Origin of the sequence: Flavobacterium aquidurense, assembly GCF_031458035.1 — a bacterium.
Lineage (GTDB): Bacteria > Bacteroidota > Bacteroidia > Flavobacteriales > Flavobacteriaceae > Flavobacterium > Flavobacterium aquidurense_C.
The window spans coordinates 81,696-100,844 of sequence record NZ_JAVDXR010000013.1; the positions used below are offsets into that span (position 1 = coordinate 81,696).

At 34.2% G+C, this 19,149-nt stretch carries 19 protein-coding genes; 9 read left to right on the forward strand and 10 right to left on the reverse strand.

Annotation, left to right across the window (positions count from 1 at the left end):
• Positions 1-259 precede the first annotated feature (259 nt).
• On the forward strand, positions 260-1,963 hold the full coding sequence (lysS, locus tag J2X17_RS17625) for a lysine--tRNA ligase (protein ID WP_310300988.1): 1,704 nt from the start codon (positions 260-262) through the stop codon (positions 1,961-1,963).
• A gap of 54 nt (positions 1,964-2,017) precedes the next feature.
• On the opposite strand, the gene J2X17_RS17630 is transcribed toward lysS, so the two are convergent.
• The 4 genes from J2X17_RS17630 to J2X17_RS17645 all read right to left on the reverse strand — a co-directional run bounded on the left by J2X17_RS17630 (position 2,018) and on the right by J2X17_RS17645 (position 5,602).
• On the reverse strand, positions 2,018-2,623 hold the full coding sequence (locus J2X17_RS17630; RefSeq protein WP_310300991.1) for an RloB family protein: 606 nt from the start codon (positions 2,621-2,623) through the stop codon (positions 2,018-2,020).
• A 2-nt stretch (positions 2,624-2,625) separates the two neighbouring features.
• The gene (locus J2X17_RS17635; protein WP_310300993.1) at positions 2,626-3,810 is read right to left on the reverse strand and encodes an AAA family ATPase; all 1,185 of its coding nucleotides are present in this window, start codon (positions 3,808-3,810) and stop codon (positions 2,626-2,628) included.
• Positions 3,811-3,944: 134 nt separating this feature from the next.
• On the reverse strand, positions 3,945-4,547 hold the full coding sequence (locus tag J2X17_RS17640; protein WP_310300996.1) for a hypothetical protein: 603 nt from the start codon (positions 4,545-4,547) through the stop codon (positions 3,945-3,947).
• A 32-nt stretch (positions 4,548-4,579) separates the two neighbouring features.
• The gene (locus tag J2X17_RS17645) at positions 4,580-5,602 is read right to left on the reverse strand and encodes a 2-hydroxyacid dehydrogenase (protein WP_310301000.1); all 1,023 of its coding nucleotides are present in this window, start codon (positions 5,600-5,602) and stop codon (positions 4,580-4,582) included.
• A 193-nt stretch (positions 5,603-5,795) separates the two neighbouring features.
• Here J2X17_RS17645 and J2X17_RS17650 point away from each other — a divergent pair, with 193 nt between their 5' ends.
• Entirely contained in the window at positions 5,796-6,236 is a 441-nt protein-coding gene (locus J2X17_RS17650) for a hypothetical protein (protein ID WP_310301003.1), read from the forward strand.
• Between the two features lie 162 nt (positions 6,237-6,398).
• Entirely contained in the window at positions 6,399-7,121 is a 723-nt protein-coding gene (locus J2X17_RS17655; RefSeq protein WP_310301006.1) for a hypothetical protein, read from the forward strand.
• A gap of 44 nt (positions 7,122-7,165) precedes the next feature.
• On the opposite strand, the gene hemL is transcribed toward J2X17_RS17655, so the two are convergent.
• The 5 genes from hemL to J2X17_RS17680 are packed head-to-tail and all read right to left on the reverse strand — an operon-like array spanning position 7,166 to position 10,919.
• Positions 7,166-8,452, reverse strand: a complete 1,287-nt coding sequence (gene hemL, locus J2X17_RS17660; protein WP_310301008.1) for a glutamate-1-semialdehyde 2,1-aminomutase — start codon at positions 8,450-8,452, stop codon at positions 7,166-7,168.
• A gap of 45 nt (positions 8,453-8,497) precedes the next feature.
• Positions 8,498-8,749 carry a hypothetical protein gene (locus tag J2X17_RS17665; protein ID WP_310301011.1) on the reverse strand — a complete coding sequence of 84 codons (252 nt, stop codon included), beginning with the start codon at positions 8,747-8,749 and terminating at the stop codon, positions 8,498-8,500.
• 34 nt (positions 8,750-8,783) lie between these two features.
• On the reverse strand, positions 8,784-9,686 hold the full coding sequence (locus tag J2X17_RS17670; RefSeq protein ID WP_310301013.1) for a glucosaminidase domain-containing protein: 903 nt from the start codon (positions 9,684-9,686) through the stop codon (positions 8,784-8,786).
• Positions 9,679-10,575 carry a 1-aminocyclopropane-1-carboxylate deaminase/D-cysteine desulfhydrase gene (locus J2X17_RS17675; protein ID WP_310301016.1) on the reverse strand — a complete coding sequence of 299 codons (897 nt, stop codon included), beginning with the start codon at positions 10,573-10,575 and terminating at the stop codon, positions 9,679-9,681. The genes J2X17_RS17670 and J2X17_RS17675 overlap by 8 nt, the downstream gene beginning before the upstream one ends.
• 8 nt (positions 10,576-10,583) lie before the next feature.
• The gene (locus J2X17_RS17680) at positions 10,584-10,919 is read right to left on the reverse strand and encodes a hypothetical protein (RefSeq protein ID WP_310301019.1); all 336 of its coding nucleotides are present in this window, start codon (positions 10,917-10,919) and stop codon (positions 10,584-10,586) included.
• A gap of 116 nt (positions 10,920-11,035) precedes the next feature.
• On the opposite strand from J2X17_RS17680, the gene J2X17_RS17685 reads away from it, so the two are divergent.
• The 6 genes from J2X17_RS17685 (at position 11,036) to J2X17_RS17710 (ending at position 18,292) form a co-directional block, all read left to right on the forward strand.
• Positions 11,036-11,218, forward strand: a complete 183-nt coding sequence (locus tag J2X17_RS17685; protein ID WP_026985767.1) for a C1orf53 family protein — start codon at positions 11,036-11,038, stop codon at positions 11,216-11,218.
• 510 nt (positions 11,219-11,728) lie between these two features.
• Positions 11,729-13,705 carry a urocanate hydratase gene (locus J2X17_RS17690; RefSeq protein WP_310301023.1) on the forward strand — a complete coding sequence of 659 codons (1,977 nt, stop codon included), beginning with the start codon at positions 11,729-11,731 and terminating at the stop codon, positions 13,703-13,705.
• A gap of 47 nt (positions 13,706-13,752) precedes the next feature.
• Positions 13,753-14,304, forward strand: a complete 552-nt coding sequence (locus J2X17_RS17695) for a DUF4136 domain-containing protein (RefSeq protein ID WP_310301026.1) — start codon at positions 13,753-13,755, stop codon at positions 14,302-14,304.
• 319 nt (positions 14,305-14,623) lie between these two features.
• Positions 14,624-15,868 carry a threonine ammonia-lyase IlvA gene (gene ilvA, locus J2X17_RS17700; RefSeq protein ID WP_310301030.1) on the forward strand — a complete coding sequence of 415 codons (1,245 nt, stop codon included), beginning with the start codon at positions 14,624-14,626 and terminating at the stop codon, positions 15,866-15,868.
• Positions 15,869-15,951: 83 nt separating this feature from the next.
• On the forward strand, positions 15,952-16,338 hold the full coding sequence (locus J2X17_RS17705; protein WP_310301033.1) for a group III truncated hemoglobin: 387 nt from the start codon (positions 15,952-15,954) through the stop codon (positions 16,336-16,338).
• 196 nt (positions 16,339-16,534) lie between these two features.
• Complete coding sequence (locus tag J2X17_RS17710) at positions 16,535-18,292, forward strand: aromatic amino acid hydroxylase (protein WP_310301035.1); 1,758 nt, start codon at positions 16,535-16,537, stop codon at positions 18,290-18,292.
• 196 nt (positions 18,293-18,488) lie between these two features.
• On the opposite strand, the gene J2X17_RS17715 is transcribed toward J2X17_RS17710, so the two are convergent.
• A complete protein-coding gene (locus tag J2X17_RS17715; RefSeq protein ID WP_310301038.1) occupies positions 18,489-19,124 on the reverse strand; it encodes a DUF4230 domain-containing protein in 636 nt (211 codons plus the stop codon).
• Between the last annotated feature and the right edge of the window lie 25 nt (positions 19,125-19,149).

A 19,149-nucleotide genomic window follows, 5' to 3' on the forward strand; every position in this document is an offset into this window, starting at 1 on the left:
CAGCATGACAAAAAAACCACAGACCATTTAAACACTCAAACTAAAAAGATCTTCTGAAAACTAGAACTTCAATTCTAGCCCCGATAGAAGCGGTATCCTTTTTTGTCTCGTTTGGAGAACGAGACAAAAAAGATACAAGTGGATAGCGGGACTAAACGTGATTAAAAGACCAAAACTATTGCTTCAAAAAATCTAAAACCTGCATTCTGAAATGTACATTCTTTTCTTTATCTTTGCAGACTTAAAAAAAGAGCACAAAATGGCATTATCAGAACAAGAAATCATTAGAAGAGAAAAACTTCAAAACTTACGCAACTTAGGAATCAATCCTTATCCGGCTAATCTTTTTCCAGTAAATCATACTTCAAAGCAAGTGAAGGAGTCGTTTGAAGAAGGTAAGAAGGTAATCGTTGCGGGACGTTTAATGAGTGTTCGTGATCAGGGAAAAGCTTGTTTTGCCGAATTGCAGGATAGCGAAGGACGTTTACAACTGTACGTGAATCGCGATGTTTTGTGTGAAGGTGATGATAAAACATTATACAACACGGTATTTAAAAAATTAACTGATTTAGGTGACTTTATTGGTATTGAAGGTGAATTGTTTACGACGAAAGTTGGAGCGCAATGTATTCGTGTTGATGGATTTACTTTTTTAAGTAAAACGTTACGTCCCCTTCCTTTGCCAAAAACAGATGAAGATGGAAATATTCACGATGCTTTTAATGACGCAGAATTACGTTACAGAATGCGTTATGTAGATTTAACAGTAAATCAACACGTTAAAGATACTTTCATCAAACGTACGAAGTTGTTTACCGCTATGCGTAGTTATTTTAACGATGCTGGTTATCTTGAGGTTGAAACTCCGGTTTTACAGCCAATTCCGGGTGGTGCTGCGGCACGTCCGTTTATTACACACCATAATTCGCTTGACATTCCGCTTTATATGCGTATTGCGAACGAATTGTATTTGAAAAGATTAATTGTTGGTGGTTTTGAAGGTGTTTATGAGTTCTCTAAAAACTTTAGAAATGAAGGAATGGACAGAACGCATAATCCTGAATTTACTGCAATGGAAATATATGTAGCCTACAAAGACTACAACTGGATGATGGAATTTGCTGAGGGTTTACTTGAGCATTGTGCGATTGCCGTAAACGGAACTAGCGAAGTTACTTTTGGTGAGCATAAAATCAACTTTAAAGCGCCTTACGCCCGTGTTACCATGACGGATTCTATCAAACATTTTACTGGTTTTGATATTTCCGGAAAAAGCGAAGCCGAATTGTTTGAAGCTGCAAGAGGAATGGGAATTGATGTTGATAACACAATGGGTAAAGGAAAATTGATTGATGAGATTTTTGGAGCGAAATGTGAAGGGAATTATATTCAGCCAACTTTCATTACTGATTATCCTAAAGAAATGTCGCCTTTGTGTAAGGAACACCGCGATAATCCTGAACTTACGGAGCGTTTTGAATTGATGGTTTGCGGTAAAGAAATTGCAAATGCTTACTCAGAATTAAATGACCCGATTGATCAGCGTGAGCGTTTTGAAGACCAAATGCGTTTGGCTGAAAAAGGTGATGATGAAGCAAATGGTGTTATCGATGAAGATTTCTTAAGAGCTCTTGAATACGGTATGCCGCCTACATCTGGAATGGGAATTGGAATGGATCGTTTGATTATGTACTTAACAAACAATGCATCAATTCAGGAAGTATTGTTGTTCCCACAAATGCGTCCGGAGAAAAAACAAGCTTCGATAGAACTTTCTGATGAAGAGAAATTTATTATAGATCTATTGAAAGGAAATGAAAATAAAATGGATCTTCAGCAATTAAAAATTACTGCGAATTTAAGCGGTAAAAAATGGGATGCATCTATGAAAAACTTATCTAAACACGGTTTGACTAAAGTGGCTGTTGAAGGCGATTTTAAATTTGTGGAATTGGTGGAGTAAAATTCACTGAAATAATATTAAATTTAAAAAGGAGCTTTTATCGAAGCTCCTTTTTTATTGTTTTTGACTTTCTAAATAAATAACCAATTCATCAACATTCGTAAAAGGATTTAAATTAAAAACCTCAACACCTTCATTATTATCAATTACGGATAATCTAATTTTTTCTGCATTTGATTTAGCAGTAATTATTTTATCTTTTAGAATTGAATAATGTTTAAAATTATTTTTTTCATAACCTTCCATTCCTAAACATTTCTTTAGTTCTTTTTCTAGTTCTGCTTCTGATGCAAAAGCTTTTGTTGAATTTTTGTAATGAAACAGGAACCATAATTCAAAACAAATGCTTGAAAAAATTACTGTTATATTTTTGCTAGTTGCTAATTTGAAAGCTTCATCTCTTTTTGCTTGATTATCATGATCGAACACTACAAAAATTTCTTGAAAGCCCTCTCGCTTAGCTTTTTTTATTGCTTCTTCAACGACTCCTTTACAATCAACTTTATTACTTTGAAAAATATTTACTGCGATAGTTTTAGGCAATCCCAAATCTTCCTTTAAAGCATTGAAATAATTTTTCTCTGTTAATCCTTCACAAAGAATTAGTACTTTAGATTTAAATGTTCTTAATTTAAAACTGCTAACAGATCTTTTAGCCATAATTAAGAATTTATAAATTCAATTAATTCATGCCTAAAAGTTTCCCTTGCAATATTTGGAACTGCACCAAATCTACCTTCAATGTACCATTTTTCAAAATTTCCTTCTCCTCTAATTCCTTTAATATCCGAAACAGTATATAATTCTGTTTCTCCTTTTGAATTTTTCTCCACTAAATTGATTTGATCTCGTCGTAAATTATTTTCAGGACTCAATAGAGTTGTATCATGAGTAGCAAAAATAAATTGTGCTTCATTCTTATTAACTTCTGGATCATTGAATAAACCTAAAATATATTGAGCTATTTCGGGGTGCAAACTTCTTTCAAATTCATCAACTACTAAAACATGTCCGTCAATTAAAGCATTTAGTATTAGTGGTACAAAAGCAATAAATCTTTGTGTCCCAGAAGATTCATCTTCAAAATTAAATTCAATTTTCTCCATTTGATTATTTAAATGAAAAGTTTTAATTCGACCATCTTTTTCTTCTAGATCCACAACTTGTGTATCGATTTTCTGCACCAACGACTTAGATAAGTTTAAAATTCCTCCCCAGGCATCTACATCATCAAACATAATTCTGCTGAAGACTTCATTAAATCTATCAGAGTGTAGCTTATCCGTTGGCAAAACATATATACTTCTAAAATTTTGATAAACATCTTTCGCTACCTCAACATTCTCTAATGCGGCTTTTCCTAAAAACAATTGATTTTCGTTTGTACGCTGCTTTATACTTTCAAAAATTCCTTCATATCCATTTCCTTTTGTAATTTCTTGACGATTTCTTTCAAACACCTTAACTTTTAATCCTTTTGGAAAACTAAAAAGTGATTCTTTCAGAACCTCATTTCTAAAAACCTCTACAGAATAAGTATATAAAGTATTTTCAATTAATAAATCAATTGAAAAAAAAGATGGTTTTTTTAAAGATTCAGTACTCATTTTGAATGGATTGAATACTTCAATAAACTCATTTGGTTTATTATCTGTTGAATTTTCTACAAAAGTTTTAAAATCAAATAGAGCTTTAATAATATTACTTTTTCCACTTGCGTTTGGTCCATAAATAGCCGCAGAAGTCAATGCATAGTAATCTTTATTTTTAGTAGCCTCAGGATTTGTCTTTTTAATAACGTTGACGGGATTTTTTAAATCACTTGGCACCATCGATAATTCAACCATTTCATTGATAGATCGAAAATTGGACACTCTAAAGTTTAACAACATCACTTAGGGTTTTAATTTGTAAATATTACGCAAATATAAGCTTTATTTACATTCTTACAGTAGTAAGAAGCAATTAGTTTTATAAAGCATTAAAACGAATACTTCTCCAATTTCTTAGCATAAATATCTAAAATTACTGAAGACTGCGCCGGAATATCGCCTTTCCATTTTTCCTGAACAGAAGGATTTGAAGGATATTTTCCGTTTTTCATTTTCATAGAATGCAATGTGTTCTTGCTTTTGAAGATAAGATCTTTAAAATTTCCTGTTGAAGTTGTTGCTGCGAAAATTGGATAATCAGTTACGGTGAAAGAATTGATTACACTACCGTCGTTATTCAGAATATAACCCGAACAGCCTCCGCTTCCGCAGAAATAAGGATTGGAGAATCCCACAAAATATTCTTCTTTCTTGTCGTTGTTTAAGTCGAAAGAATCATAATAAAAGAAACGCTGGCCTTTTGTTAAAGCTGGTAAATCATTTTTTAGCAAAACTAAAAGCCGTGCTCTAATTAACTCCACTGTTTTATTATCTTTTTCAGGAACTTTACTCAAATTTGCAGTACCTCCCAACGTTTTTGATAATGTATCCTGAACAATTGTTTTGATGATATTTTTTGATGTTGAATTTTCTTTCTTCTGACAGGAAACCATCGCCAGAATTAAAAACGCAATTAAAATTTTATTTTTCATAATTTCTCTTTTTTACATTCTCAACATTTATTTCAAACCAACAACGCCGCTTTATTATCAATCTCATTTTTAGCCAATAATGATTTTATATTCTCATAAGTTACCAAAGCAATTTGTGTTAAAGCTTCGTTGGTAAAAAAAGCCTGATGCGCCGTTACCAAAACATTTGGAAAACTCATTAATCTTTGAATTGCATCGTCCTGAATGATATCGGCAGATAAATCCCTAAAAAATAATTTTTCTTCCTGTTCGTAAACGTCGATTCCTAAATAACCAATTTTTCCTTCTTTCAAACCTTCAATAACACAAGCCGTTTCAATTAATCCGCCTCGGCTCGTATTGATAATCATAACACTATCTTTCATTTCATCAATAGATTTTCCATTGATTACATGCTTGGTTTGTTCATTTAATGGACAATGCAGCGAAATAATATCACTGGACTTAAAAATGGTTTCTAATGATACAAACTCAACTCCGTCTTTTTCCATTTCTGAATTCGTCACAATATCGTAAGCCAAAACTTTACAGCCAAAACCTAAAGCGATTTTCGCGAAGGCTTTTCCGATATTCCCGGTTCCGATAATTCCGATTGTCTTTCCGAATAAATCAAAACCTAACAATCCGTTTAGGGAAAAATTTTGCTCTCTAACTCTGTTATATGCTTTGTGCGTTTTTCTATTTAAAGTCAAAATCATTGCCATGGCGTGTTCGGCGACAGCCTGAGGAGAATATGCGGGAACACGGCAAACTTTTAAATTGTACTTTTTTGCAGCCTCCAGATCGACATTATTAAAACCTGCACAGCGAAGTGCAATAATTTTCACGTTCTTTTCTGCCAATTGTTTAATGACTGCTTCGTTTACAATATCATTTACAAAAACGCATACAATTGTAGCATTTTCGATTAAAATTACCGTTTGCGGATTTAGCTGTGTTTCAAAAAAGTCCAATTCAAAACCAAACTCATTATATTTATTAAAGAAAGTTTTGTCGTAAGGCTGGGTCGAAAAAAAGGCAATTTTATTATTGGTGGCTATGTTATTTAAACTCATGATAATTCGTTCTAAGATTCCTAACTCGTTGATACCTTAAAAATACGCAATTATTTCTGTAATCTTATAGGAATACCGAAAGCTTTATTGAATTTGAATTCAATTTGTTAAATAAAATATAATTCTGCAGATTAAATTAAACCTATTGATTTTGATAAAGTCTAATCGATATAACAATTAAAAAACTTACATCATGAAAAAATTATTTATTGCAACTCTGTTATTCGTTGGAGTAGCAAGTTTTGCTCAGGACATGGATCAAAAACCATCAGGCGAGCAAAGAGAAAGAATGACACCTGAACAGCGTAATGAGAAACAGTTGAAAAAACTGACTTCAGAATTAACCTTAGATGCCAATCAACAAGCGCAGGTGAAACAATTATTAGCCGAAAGAAGTGCAAAAGCTCAAAAATTAAGAGATGCCAGACAAGCACAAAGAGATAGCGACACAAAACCAACTGCTGCTGAAAGAGAAGCTTTCAAAAAACAAATGATTGCTGAACAAGATGCTAACGATGCTAAAATGAAAGCGATCCTAAATGCAGATCAATACACAAAATGGAAAGCGATTCAAGAAGAGAACAAAGACAAAGCAAGAGAGAGAATGAAAGAATACCAAAAAGAAAACAACTAAATTTTGCATAAAAAAAGAGGCTCTTCAGCCTCTTTTTTGTTTTAAATATAATTTATGTTTTCATTAATACTTTCTGTTAAATAAAAGACAAATCTGACAATTCGATTAAACTAAATAAACTGTTTGATATCTAACTGTTATAAACCTTTTTAAAAACGAATTATGAAAAAATTATTTATCGCAGCTTTATTATTCGTTGGAATAGTGAGTTTTGCACAAGACGTCAATCAGAAACCGGCACATCATCAAAAAGAAAATTTAACTCCGGAACAACGTAATGAAAAACATTTACAGAAATTGACTTCTGAATTGAGTTTAGATAAAAAGCAACAAGAACAAGTAAAACAGCTTTTAGCAGAAAGAAGTGCCAAAGCAGCAAAATTTAAAGCATCAAGAAAAGACAGTAACACAAAACCTACTGATGCAGAAAAAGAAGCTTTCAAAAAACAAATGGAAACTGAAAAAGCAGCTACCGATGCTAAAATGAAAGCCATTTTAAACGCTGATCAATACACTAAATGGACCGCACTTAAAAAAGACCATAAAGGAAGACATGATCACAAAAGTTCACAGGAACGCAATCAGGAACATTTGCAAAAATTGACAACTGATCTAAATTTAAATGCTGATCAGCAAAAACAAGTTGCTGCACTTTTATCTGAGAGAAGTGCCAAAATGGAAACGTTTCAAAAGAACCGAAAAGATTCTAATGCAAAACTAACTGATGCCGAAAAAGCTGCCATGAAAAAACAAATGGTGGAAGATCAAAAAGCAACAGATGCAAAGATGAAATCTATTTTGAATGCTGATCAATATAAAAAATGGACTGCGATTCAAAAAGAGCATAAAGACAAAATGAAGGATCACAGAAAAGATAAAATGTAATTTGAGATCAAAAAAAAGAGGCTTTAAAAGCCTCTTTTTTGTTATTAGAATGTTTTTGAAACTTTGTCAATCGCATTAATCGTGAAATCTAAATCTTCGTAGGTTAACGCATCTGTAATAAACCACGTTTCATATGCTGATGGTGCAATATAAACACCTTCCTGAAGTAAACCGTGAAAGAATTTCTTAAACGTTTCATTATCTCCTTTCGCAGCTGTCTGAAAATCAACAACCGGATTCTCATCAAAGTGAACAGAAATCATAGATCCTACTCTATTGATGGTAAAAACAACATTATTTGCTTTTAAAGCCTTATCGATTCCTGCTTCTAAATAAGCTGTTTTTTCTTCTAAACGTGTAAAAATAGCACGGTCATTATCCAAAGATTGCAACATCGCTAATCCGGCAGCCATCGCTAACGGATTTCCAGATAATGTTCCGGCCTGATAAACTGGTCCAAGCGGTGCTAAATAATTCATGATTTCAGCACGGGCAGCAAAAGCTCCTACCGGAAGTCCTCCACCAATTACTTTTCCGAAGGTCACGATATCGGCATTGATGTTAAACAATTCCTGAACGCCACCGCGAGCCAAACGGAAACCTGTCATCACCTCATCAAAAATTAATAAGATTCCGTTTGCTGTACACAAATCTCTCAAACCTTGCAAGAAACCTTCTTGAGGCGGAATACAACCCATATTTCCGGCAACCGGTTCAATAATAATAGCTGCAATTTCGTTTTTATTGGCTTCGATTAGAGTTTTTACATTCTCTAAATCATTGTATTTTGCCAATAAAGTATCTTTTGCAGTTCCTTCTGTAACTCCCGGACTATTTGGAGAACCGAAAGTTACAGCGCCACTTCCTGCCTGAATCAAAAATGAATCGGAATGTCCGTGGTAACAACCTGCAAATTTGATGATTTTATCTCTTTTGGTAAATCCGCGGGCTAAACGAATCGCGCTCATACAAGCTTCTGTTCCTGAATTTACAAATCTAATTTTATCGATATTCGGAACCATAGAAACTGCCAAAGCTGCAATTTCAGTTTCCAATTCTGTTGGCATTCCAAATGAAGTTCCCAATTTTGCTTTTTCGATTACAGCATCAACAACTGGTTGATACGCGTGACCTAAAACCATTGGCCCCCATGAATTGATATAATCGATTAATTTATTTCCGTCTTCGTCATACAAATAAGCACCTTTGGCACTTTTTACAAAAATCGGAGTTCCTCCTACTGCTTTAAACGCTCTAACTGGTGAATTTACTCCTCCCGGAATTACTTTTTCTGCTTCAGCAAAAAGCTGGTTACTTCTTTTATAAATCATTTTTTATTTAGATTATTAGATCTTTAGACTTCTTAGATTTTTAGATTACAAACTAAGACCTCTATTTTTTATAAATTCATTAAAATATTTTTGTTCAATCTGATTTTCTTTTGAAAGCTCTTCAAATTTCAAGTCAGACATTCCTTGAGGAGAATGAAATTCCCATTTCAAACTTGGTCGATGTTTTATAAAAAAATGCTTGTCTGCAAATTCATCATGAGTATAAACTCCGCAAAAAAGTCTAATTACAAAAACAGTGACAAAAATAAAAATTCCAGTAGCGATTATCTTCTTCATAAATCATTCATAACTTATAATTCAAAACTCATAACTACTTAACCTTTAATTTCTGTCCGATTGAAAGTGCGTTATCTGAAAGATTATTTTTTTGCTTTAAGTCATCAACCAATACGTTGAATTTTTTTGAAATAGAATATAAAGTATCTCCTTTTTGAACTTCATATAAATTTGGATCAGTTGAGTTCAAATTTATCTTCGGATCCGAAGCCACATCATACGATGGTTTTCTTGTTGGAGCTGATTTATTAATTGCAACATACGTTTTTCCCGTAATCTGACAATCATATTGATGCAGATTATAACGTTCGATGTAACTTATTAATTTGTCCGGATAATTAGGATCTGTCGCGTAACCACAAGCTCTTAATCCTTTTGCCCAGGCTTTATAATCGTCTTTTTCATAAGTAAATAAAGAGGCATATCTATTTTTTCCAACTAAAAACAAAGCATGATCACGATACGATTCTGAAGCTTCCCTGTATTTTCTGAAACATTCCTGAGCCGAATCATCGTCATGACGAACACTTTCTCCTAACCAATCCTTATGGCATTTTATTCCGAAATGATTATTGGCTGAAACGGCCAAATCTCCCTTTCCTGCGCCTGATTCCAATATTCCCTGAGCCAAAATAATACTTGCAGGAATACCGTATTTCTGCATGTTTCCCATTGCAATATCTTTATACTGCAAAACATAATCGTTGATTGAACTGCTGGTAACAACTGTTTTTGAAGTAGATTGAATAACCTCAGTTGTATTATTTGTAGAAGGGTAATTTTTGCTAATCGGCTTAACCGGAGTTTGTGTTTTAGTTGCCACTGTCCGGGGCCTTTGAACTTCTGCTTGTTTTTTAGTCGTCGCGATAGCCGGTTTGCTGGATGAACAGCTTGCCAGAACTGCAACTATAAAGAACAATAGGATTTTTTTAATCATTGTTTTTGAGTATTGGTAATTTTTTCTGCTTCAATTTGATATTCATTCCATCAATTCCCTGTAATCCGCCGGTGTGAATGAGTAAAATTTTTGAATGTGCAGGAAAATAATTTTTGTTGATTAAATCTATAACGCCAAAAACCATCTTTCCCGTATAAATTGGATCTAAGGGCACTTTGTTCTCTTCAAAAAACGCATTAATAAATTCAATTAATTCTAAATTTATCTTGCCATAACCTCCAAAATGATAGTCAGAAATTAAATTCCAGTTATCTTTTTTTGCAAAAATACAAATTTCATCGCTTAAAAAGTCACCTTTTAACGCTGGAAACCCTAAAATTTTCTGATTTGGCAATGCACTATTAATTAAACCAGAAATCGTGCCACCCGTTCCTACCGCGCAACAAACATAATTAAAGACCGAATCTTCGGGAGTTAAAATCTCTTCACAGCCTTTTACAGCGAGTTCATTTGTCCCGCCTTCGGGCACTAAATAAAAGTCTCCAAATTGCTCTTTTAGCTTTTCCAAAAAGGACATTTCGCTTTTAAGACGGTATTCTTCTCTGGATATAAACTCAAATTTCATTCCGTTTTCCTGAGCAAATTTTAAGGTTGGATTTTCTTCGATTTTATCAAAAAGTTCGTCACCCCGGATAATCCCGATGGTTTTAAAACCCTGCTCTTTTCCTGCGTAAGCAACGGCCGCAATATGATTTGAAAATGCACCACCAAAAGTCAAAATTGTTTCTTTGTTTTCGGCTTTCGCCTGAAGCAAATTGTATTTCAGTTTTCTGAATTTATTTCCCGAAACAAACGGATGAATCAGATCTTCACGCTTGATTGTCAAAGAGATATTGTTCGGAAAATTGATATAAATTTCTTGGTTCAAAATCGGTTTTATTTTAAAGTCATGTATTTCAGAAATTGGAAAAATGATCGGTTTTTCAGGTAATTAATATCGCTTTCATTGGAATACGCTTCTCGTTCAAAACTGATATTTCGGTACGCCAAATCTTTGTTTTTGTATTGAATCAGCCGAATCAAATATTCCAAAAAATACCAGATAAAAAATGGCAAAATCAGCATTTCTAACTGTTGTCTTAAATGTATTTTTTCATGGTTGACAAAGGTTTCATTTGTTTTATCAAAATCATATTTTATCACCACAAACGGAAATACAGCCATTCCTCGATATCCTTTCGGAATTAAATATTTGGCAACAATCAGAAACATTGGCTGTAAAATTTATAAATTTGTAGCTATAAAAATGTTCGATTTCACTAAAATCACAATCAATTAATTATTTTTGATTTTTTGAAGAAATAAAACACGAACCCCAAAGCAGATTTATGAAAGAGCAAAGTAATGAAAATAAATTAATCGAAGGCGAAGATTTTTACTATACGCCCGAAGGTTATAAATGCTTTACTGAAAAACACCACTTAAAACGTGGCTATTGCTGTAAAAGTGGCTGCCGTCATTGTCCGTATGGGTTTGATAAAGGAACTGGTCGAATTAGGAAGTCCAATTAGATAATGTGTCAATTAGAAAATTAGATAATTTCTTAGATACTCAATTTGATAATTCAAAAATCTGAAATCAAAAATCTGAAATCAACAATCTAAACTCTAAAATTATAAATGGATATCCAATCAAGAAAATTCAGGATTAAAATCCACAAGTCTTATCACAGATCGGATATTCGTTATCCCTAGCTTTTAATTAGAAAATGTGTCAATTTGAAAATGAGATAATTATTTCAAATCGAATTTTTCATTGATAAATATTTCGCTCCGATGGAGCTTTTGTAATAGAACGATCTTTATTTTCTATAAATATGACGCCTTTCCAAGGCTAAAAAAAAACTCCGTAGGAGTGCAATATTTATAGCAGAATGTTTGTAGAACTTAATTATCACCCTTAATTTCAGCTCCAGCGGAGCGACATAATTTAAACATACAATATTACAGATTGTTAATTTTTTACATTTAGAAAAAATCTAAGAAGTCTAACAATCTAAAATCTAATAATCTAGAAAAAAAATGACTTTTCAAGAACAAATACAGCAAGGAATTCCATCTATATTACCTCCAAAAAAAGAGTACGATTTAGTAATAAATCACGCGCCAAAACGAAAAGAAATCCTTTCGGCAGAAGAAAAAAAACTGGCTTTAAAAAATGCATTACGTTATTTTGAACCTCAACATCATGCTGAATTAATTGTCGAATTTTCAGAAGAATTAGAAAAATACGGTCGTATATACATGTATCGTTTGCGTCCGGATTACAGAATGTACGCGCGGCCAATCGATGAATATCCAGGGAAATCACTGCAGGCAAAAGCGATTATGCACATGATTCAGAATAATCTGGATTATGCTGTGGCACAACATCCGCATGAATTGATTACGTATGGCGGAAACGGAGCTGTTTTTCAGAATTGGGCGCAATATTTATTGACGATGCAATATTTGTCTGAAATGACCGATGAGCAAACGTTAACGATGTATTCAGGTCATCCGATGGGATTATTCCCTTCGCATTCAGAAGCGCCGAGAGTTGTGGTTACGAACGGAATGGTGATCCCAAATTACTCTAAACCGGACGATTGGGAAAAAATGAATGCTTTAGGCGTTTCACAATACGGACAAATGACGGCGGGAAGTTATATGTACATTGGACCACAAGGAATTGTACACGGAACTACGATTACGGTCTTGAATGGTTTCAGAAAAATAAAACTAAATCCCGAAGGCAATTTATTTGTGACTTCAGGTCTTGGCGGAATGTCGGGAGCACAGCCAAAAGCAGGAAATATTGCAGGTTGTATAACAGTTTGTGCCGAAGTGAATCCGAAGATTACCAAAATCCGTCACGAACAAGGATGGATTAACGAAATCGTGACTTCGACGGATGAATTAGTAAAAAGAGTCCTTTCGGCGAAAGCCAATAAAGAAGTTGTTTCGATTGCTTATTTAGGAAATGTGGTTGATGTTTGGGAATGTTTCGACAAAGAAAACATCAAAATTGACTTAGGTTCTGATCAGACTTCGCTTCATAATCCGTGGGCTGGAGGTTATTATCCAGTTGGAATTTCATTTGAAGAAGCGAACGAAATGATGGCTAATAATCCTGAATTATTCAAAGAAAAAGTACAGGAATCTTTACGCAGACAAGCAAAAGCAATCAACAAACACACCGCAAAAGGAACTTACTTTTTTGATTACGGAAATGCTTTTTTACTTGAAGCTTCCCGCGCTGGTGCTGATGTGATGGCAGAAAACAATATCGACTTTAAATATCCGAGTTACGTTCAGGACATTATGGGACCAATGTGTTTTGACTATGGATTTGGACCTTTCAGATGGGTTTGTACTTCAGGAAAACCGGAAGATTTGCAAAAAACAGATACTATTGCAAGTCAGGTTTTAGAAGAATTAGCGAAAACTTCTCCAGATGAAATTCAGCAGCAAATGCAGGACAATATCAAATGGATTAAAGGTGCGCAGGAAAATAAATTGGTTGTGGGTTCTCAGGCCAGAATTTTGTACGCCGATGCTGAAGGTCGTATTAAAATTGCCGAAGCATTTAACCAAGCCATTGCCAAAGGCGAAATTGGTACTGTTGTTTTAGGACGCGATCACCATGATGTTTCCGGAACTGATTCTCCTTATAGAGAAACTTCAAATATCTACGATGGATCCCGTTTTACAGCTGATATGGCGATTCAAAATGTGATTGGAGACAGCTTTAGAGGCGCGACCTGGGTTTCAATTCATAATGGTGGAGGAGTTGGCTGGGGAGAGGTTATAAATGGCGGATTTGGTATGGTTCTTGATGGTTCTAAAGAGGCTTCAAAGCGTTTAGCATCAATGCTTTTTTGGGATGTTAACAACGGAATTTCAAGAAGAAGCTGGGCCCGAAACGACGAAGCTATTTTTGCCATAAAAAGAGCAATGGAAGTTCAGCCTTTGTTAAAAGTAACTTTGCCTAATATAGTTGACGAAAGTCTATTTTAGCCTAAAGTTCTCTTTTTTAAAAATGAGAACATTAAATTTTTAAACATATGAAAATATTTAAATTAATTCCGATTCTCCTACTTTTACTGCTAGCTTCATGCGACACGGTAAGTGCTTATTCTGATTTTGACAAAACTGTAGATTTTACACCTTACAAAACATACGCCTTTTTTAAGCCCGGAATTGATAAGGTCGAAATATCTGACCTGGACAAAAAAAGAATTCTTCGTGCGATTGACGATCAAATGCAGGCTAAAGGCTTTACCAAAAGTGAAACTCCTGATATACTAATAAACATTTTCACCAAGGCTAAAGAACAGGTTGATGTAAATCAATTTTATGCCGGATACGGTTATGGATGGGGCTATGGCTGGGGATGGGGCTGGAGTCCTTATATGTACGGGGGAACAACAGTTTCAAGATACACTGAAGGGACTTTGTTCATTGATTTAATTGATGCAAAAAAGAAAGAATTAATCTGGCAAGGTCAGGGTATTGGTACTTTATACCAAAACATAGATAAAAAAGATGCCCGAATTACTGAATTTGTAACCAAAATTTTAGCGCAATATCCACCGGTAGTTGAAGCTAAAAAGTAATTCTTCAGACTCTTTTTGCAAAAAACCGAAAACAGTTATTGAATTCTTTTTAAAATAATAATACATTTGTATTTCAAACAATTAAAAATGACAAACTTAAATAACATTATTATCGTTATTAACATTATTGCAATTCAGCAATAATGGCGAGGTGTTATATAAATTAAGTAAACAAAATACAATTTATTAAACCTCCCAAACCGGGAGGTTTTTTATTTATTAAAATATTTTTTGCCACAGATTGTATAGATTTTCACAGATTAAAAATCTTTTTAAATCAATTAATCTGTGGCAGTAAAAAATAAAAAAACGAAAAATCATGAATCTATTTAACGAAGTACTTTCTGCAAAAAAGCAACTCGAAAATGTAGTTGCCGCTACTCCACTGACACAAAATTTAAATCTTTCAGACGAATTTAAATCGACTATTTTATTAAAAAGAGAAGATTTACAAATTGTACGATCGTATAAAATCAGAGGGGCTTATAACAAAATTTCTTCGTTACCCGATATTGAAAAAGCGAACGGAATTGTATGCGCCAGTGCCGGAAATCATGCACAAGGCGTCGCTTACTCGTGTAATCTCTTGAAAATAAAGGGCAAAATCTATATGCCAAAAACAACTCCGAAACAAAAAGTAAAACAAGTACAATTGTTTGGAAAATCATTTGTTGAAATTGTGCTTACCGGAGATACTTTTGATGATGCTTATGCATCGGCGACTGCCGATGCGATTAAAAACCATAAAGCCTTTATTCATCCCTTTGATGACATAAAAGTTATTGCGGGTCAGGGAACTGTAGGTCTGGAAATTTTGGACAACTGTAAAGAACCTATCGATTATGTTTTTGTCCCGATTGGCGGCGGCGGACTGGCTTCGGGATTGTCCGAAGTTTTTAAACATTTAAGTCCGAATACCAAAATCATTGGCGTTGAACCAAAAGGTGCTCCTTCTATGAAAACCTCCATTGCAGAAAATAAGAATACTGTCTTAACAACGATTGACAAATTTGTTGATGGTGCGGCAGTAAAACAAGTGGGCGATAAAACTTTTGAAATCTGCCGTGATAATCTAGAAGATATTATTCTTGTTCCCGAAGGAAAAGTCTGCACCACGATTTTGCGTTTGTATAATGAAGAAGCCATGGTTGTTGAACCTGCCGGAGCCTTGACAATTGCGGCTTTAGATTTTTATAAGGATAAAATAAAAGGCAAAAACGTAGTTTGCGTCGTTAGCGGAAGTAACAACGACATTGAAAGAACGGCCGAAATAAAAGAACGCTCTCTACTTTATGAAGGTTTGATGCATTATTTTATGATTCAGTTTCCGCAGCGTCCGGGAGCGTTGAAAGAATTTGTAAATAACATTTTAGGTCCGGATGATGATATTACTTATTTTCAATTTCATAAAAAAAACAATCGCGAAGTAGGTTCTGTAGTCGTTGGTTTGGAATTAAAAAACAAAAATGACATTATGAATATTAAACTGAATATGACCAAAAATGGTTTCGAATTTCAGTATCTGAATGACAATCAGGATTTATTCACCCAATTGATAGGGTAATAAATCTTTGATAAAATGATAAAAATCAGAAAATAAGGAATCGTTAAATCGTATTTTTGTAATTCATTCTTAGCTAAAAAATCATGGCAGAACTTAAAGATATTACAGATATAGAGGACATCAAATTAATGGTTAACACTTTTTACAATAAAGTGAGGGAAGACGACCTTCTGGGGCCTATTTTCAATGGAAAATTGCAAGGTCGCTGGCCGGAGCATTTGCAGAAAATGTATGGTTTTTGGCAAACAATTTTGTTTGATGTCCGTGCATATTCAGGAACACCTTTTCCTCCACACAAACAATTACCGGTAGATAATACACATTTTGATCGTTGGGTACAACTTTTTGATACCTCAATTGATACGCTTTTTCAAGGGTCACTTACGGAAGAAGCTAAAGCGAGAGCCGCAAATATGGCTTTTATGTTTAATTATAAAATTGATTATTTCAGGAATCTGGAAAATCAATAAAATAGTTCGCCACGAATTTTACTTTAACAATTCGTGAATTCGTGGCGAAAAAGTACTTTTACTTTAGAATTTTGAAAGCAAACAACTTCACGAAAAACGCAATAAAAAACAATTTCGAACAAAAAAATTGTGATGAATAGCAAAAATTAGCGCCTTAAATTCGTAATTTTACATTCTAATCTACAACGTTTTCGAAATGAATCCATCTATAGAAACAAATCCATTATTAGAGCGATTGCCTAAACATTTGAAGCAATTCATTAAACCACAGGATTATAGCGATTATACGCCAATAAATCAGGCGGTTTGGCGTTATGTGATGCGCAAAAACGTAGATTATTTGTCGAAAGTAGCGCATCATTCGTATTTGGATGGTTTGAAGAAAACAGGAATCGAAATTGATTCTATTCCGAGTATGTACGGGATGAACCGAATTCTGACCGAAATTGGCTGGGCTGCGGTGGCAGTTGATGGTTTTATTCCACCAAATGCTTTTATGGAATTTCAGGCGTATAACGTTTTGGTTATTGCGTCGGATATCAGACAATTAGAACATATTGAATATACGCCAGCACCAGATATTATTCACGAAGGTGCAGGTCACGCTCCTATTATTGCGAATCCTGAATATGCGGAATATTTGCGTCGTTTTGGAGAAATAGGCTGTAAAGCGATTTCATCTCATAAAGATTATCAGATGTACGAAGCGATTCGTTTGCTTTCAATTTTGAAAGAAGCCGAAGATACGCCTCAGGAAAAAATTGACGAAGCTGAAAAAGCGGTTGCCGATTTGCAAAATAATATGGGCGAATTATCTGAAATGGCCCAGATTCGTAATTTGCATTGGTGGACAGTAGAATACGGTTTAATTGGAACTGTTGATGACCCTAAAATTTATGGCGCCGGATTACTATCTTCTATTGGAGAGAGTGCCTGGTGCATGACGGATAATGTGAAGAAGATCCCTTATGATATTTCGGCTGCGAATCAGAATTTTGATATTACGCAGTTACAGCCACAACTTTATGTAACACCTAATTTTTCTTATCTGAGTTTGATTCTTGAAGAGTTTGCTAATAAAATGGCATTAAGAACCGGAGGCCTTTCGGGCATTAAGAAGCTGATTCATTCGAATGCTTTAGGAACCATTGAATTAAGTACAGGTTTACAAATTTCTGGTGTTTTTACTAATGTTTTGGAAGAAGAAGGAAAACCAGTTTACATTCAGACTACTGGAAAAACTGCTTTATCATACCGTGAAAAAGAATTGGTTGGACACGGAACTTTGACGCATCCACATGGATTTGGTAGTCCGATTGGGAAATTGAAAGGCTTCAATTTAGCGATTGAAGACATGAGTCCGAAGGATTTACAGGCGTATAGTATCGTTGAAAATGAAACTGTAAAACTAGAATTTGAAGGCAATATTATTGTTGAAGGAGAAATTATTACGGGTTCCAGAAACTTACACGGAGAAATTATTTTAATCAGTTTCAGGAATTGTACTGTAACGCACGGCGAAACGATTTTGTTTCAGCCTGACTGGGGAAATTACGATATGGCGATTGGTAAAAAAGTAGTTTCTGCTTTTTCCGGTCCAGCCGATGTGAATAGTTTTGACCTGATTAATATTGTTCCGACTTCTCAAACTATAAAAGCAAAACATACTGACGAACGCGATGATTTGGAAGTTTTATATCAGACTGTTCGCTTGATAAGAGAAAATAAAGATTCGAAATCAGAGTTGAAATCTGTTTTTGAAAAAGTAAAAAATAATCATGCTAATGATTGGTTGCTTTCTGTTGAAATTGCAGAGCTTTTGAAAGATTCAGAGGAGAAACAGCTTTTACAGGAAGTGCTGGTTTATCTGGATCAATTGAAAGAAAAACGTCCTGAAGTGGCGCATTTAATTGCTGGCGGACTGGATTTGATTTTTGATAAGGAAGCGGTTTAGGGAATAGCCACGAAGGCACTAAGACACAAAGATTTTTTTATTTGGTTTGTGCAGATTTAATCTCGCAAAGGCGCGAAGTCGCAAAGTTTTTTTTAACATAGTACAGATTAACATACTGTTTGTCCTTCCTCGTTCGGAATGACATAAAATGAGAAAAAACTTTGCGACTCTGCGACTTTGCGAGATTCTTTTTTCTTTACAACTTTGAATTCAAATTCTCATTAAAATCCTTATCTGATTCGATCGTTTTGCCATCGTATTGCAGCTTCCAGCCCATTGAATTTGTTAGAATTAAAATCTTAGACAATTCGCTAATTAATCTGTTTTGAGCGTTTGTTTTTAGGGATGAATTCTCGATTTTCTTTGCCAGATTTGCTTTTACTGATTTATTGATTTTATTGTAATCATCTCCTGTGAACTGATTCATTTGGCTTTGTTCAATGTCGTAAAACTTGATGTCGGGATTGATTGTGATTTCTTCTTTCGGAATATTTAAAATTGTGATGGTTTTGTTTTTTTCGTCGATGTCGTATTTCATTTTGTGCAAATCGTAGGCAACGGTAACATTTGCATTTACAACAACTAATGCTTTCTTCTCAAAAGAAACCATATCCAAAAAATACTTTTGCTGGTTTTTATACGTAATCACCTCTGAAAAATGTCCTTCGGTCACAACCAGTTTCCCAACATTTAGAATTTGCTGCTGAATTAAATTGGTATTGTATTCAATATCCTTGTCATCGTCTTTTTTAAATTGACAGAATTTGAAAGCCAAAATTATTAGAAAAACGACCGATACTAAAACTAAAATTCTTTTGATTGTATTTTGCATTACTTTATTTTATTAGACCAATTTA

Coding starts and splice junctions, on each gene's coding strand:
- lysS (WP_310300988.1), top strand. CDS start 260: ATGGCATTATCAGAACAAGAAATCATTAGAAGAGAAAAACTTCAAAAC.
- J2X17_RS17630 (WP_310300991.1), bottom strand. CDS start 2,623: ATGGCTAAAAGATCTGTTAGCAGTTTTAAATTAAGAACATTTAAATCT.
- J2X17_RS17635 (WP_310300993.1), bottom strand. CDS start 3,810: ATGGTTGAATTATCGATGGTGCCAAGTGATTTAAAAAATCCCGTCAAC.
- J2X17_RS17640 (WP_310300996.1), bottom strand. CDS start 4,547: ATGAAAAATAAAATTTTAATTGCGTTTTTAATTCTGGCGATGGTTTCC.
- J2X17_RS17645 (WP_310301000.1), bottom strand. CDS start 5,602: ATGAGTTTAAATAACATAGCCACCAATAATAAAATTGCCTTTTTTTCG.
- J2X17_RS17650 (WP_310301003.1), top strand. CDS start 5,796: ATGAAAAAATTATTTATTGCAACTCTGTTATTCGTTGGAGTAGCAAGT.
- J2X17_RS17655 (WP_310301006.1), top strand. CDS start 6,399: ATGAAAAAATTATTTATCGCAGCTTTATTATTCGTTGGAATAGTGAGT.
- hemL (WP_310301008.1), bottom strand. CDS start 8,452: ATGATTTATAAAAGAAGTAACCAGCTTTTTGCTGAAGCAGAAAAAGTA.
- J2X17_RS17665 (WP_310301011.1), bottom strand. CDS start 8,749: ATGAAGAAGATAATCGCTACTGGAATTTTTATTTTTGTCACTGTTTTT.
- J2X17_RS17670 (WP_310301013.1), bottom strand. CDS start 9,686: ATGATTAAAAAAATCCTATTGTTCTTTATAGTTGCAGTTCTGGCAAGC.
- J2X17_RS17680 (WP_310301019.1), bottom strand. CDS start 10,919: ATGTTTCTGATTGTTGCCAAATATTTAATTCCGAAAGGATATCGAGGA.
- J2X17_RS17685 (WP_026985767.1), top strand. CDS start 11,036: ATGAAAGAGCAAAGTAATGAAAATAAATTAATCGAAGGCGAAGATTTT.
- J2X17_RS17690 (WP_310301023.1), top strand. CDS start 11,729: ATGACTTTTCAAGAACAAATACAGCAAGGAATTCCATCTATATTACCT.
- J2X17_RS17695 (WP_310301026.1), top strand. CDS start 13,753: ATGAAAATATTTAAATTAATTCCGATTCTCCTACTTTTACTGCTAGCT.
- ilvA (WP_310301030.1), top strand. CDS start 14,624: ATGAATCTATTTAACGAAGTACTTTCTGCAAAAAAGCAACTCGAAAAT.
- J2X17_RS17705 (WP_310301033.1), top strand. CDS start 15,952: ATGGCAGAACTTAAAGATATTACAGATATAGAGGACATCAAATTAATG.
- J2X17_RS17710 (WP_310301035.1), top strand. CDS start 16,535: ATGAATCCATCTATAGAAACAAATCCATTATTAGAGCGATTGCCTAAA.
- J2X17_RS17715 (WP_310301038.1), bottom strand. CDS start 19,124: ATGCAAAATACAATCAAAAGAATTTTAGTTTTAGTATCGGTCGTTTTT.